The sequence below is a fragment of the Paenibacillus zanthoxyli JH29 genome, assembly GCF_000520715.1.
Taxonomy (GTDB): Bacteria; Bacillota; Bacilli; order Paenibacillales; family Paenibacillaceae; genus Paenibacillus_AQ; species Paenibacillus_AQ zanthoxyli.
In genome coordinates this window covers 1-701 of record NZ_ASSD01000129.1, presented here as the reverse complement: position 1 = coordinate 701, position 701 = coordinate 1, and the positions used below count along the sequence as shown (strand labels likewise).

Below are 701 nucleotides of genomic sequence, written 5' to 3'. Positions count from 1 at the left end.
AAACTCCCGGTTCAACACATTCTCCTGAACCGGTAAGGAGTGCCTGGAGTTGGTTGTCGCCTTGTATTTTTTGACGGTACGCGAGCGCAAACCCTGCATCTTCATGATCCGGGAGACGGTACGCTCGGAGATGGCAATGCCGCTGCGTTTGAGGTGCCGGGTGAGCTTGGGACTGCCGTAGAGCCCATTCGACTGGGCATACGCCTGCTTCACGTTCTCTGTCCATTCCCGATGTTGCCGCGCGCGTTCGCTTTCCGGTCTGGACCGCCATTTGTAATATCCGCTGCGAGATACGTTGAGGACGCAGCACAACTTCTCCAATCGGTACTCGAAGCGGTGTTCATGGATGAACGAATACTTTACCGACGGTCTTTTGCGAAGTAGTGCATCGCTTTTTTTAGGATTTCGTTTTCCTCTTGAAGTTCCCGGATACGTTTCTGCATCTCCCGCATCTGATGCTCTTCGGATTTGAACACCTGCGCGGCAGTGATCTCAGGCTCTGCTGCAAACTTCTTGACCCAGCCGTACACGGTATTGTCATTGATCTTTAGTTCCCGGGCGACCTCCGCCACCGGCTTGCCGCTTTCCTTAATATGCTGTACCGTCTGTCGCTTGAACGCTTCGTCATACACAGGTTTTTTCATTCGACACAGTCTCCTTTTTCTTCGCTGTTCCTTTCAGTATATTCTGTGTCTACTATT

General features: G+C 51.8%; 2 protein-coding genes. Both read right to left on the bottom strand.

What is annotated here, in order from left to right; all coding sequences use genetic code 11:
* Positions 1-321: IS3 family transposase (locus L691_RS0105200; RefSeq protein WP_156934167.1), on the bottom strand; the 321-nt coding region annotated here is incomplete at its 3' end.
* A gap of 38 nt (positions 322-359) precedes the next feature.
* A complete protein-coding gene (locus tag L691_RS0105195) occupies positions 360-644 on the bottom strand; it encodes a transposase (RefSeq protein ID WP_036735410.1) in 285 nt (94 codons plus the stop codon).
* Positions 645-701 lie beyond the last annotated feature (57 nt).

What these genes read in the sequence shown, in the direction of transcription:
- L691_RS0105195 (WP_036735410.1), bottom strand. Translation starts at nt 644, where the DNA reads ATGAAAAAACCTGTGTATGACGAAGCGTTCAAGCGACAGACGGTACAG.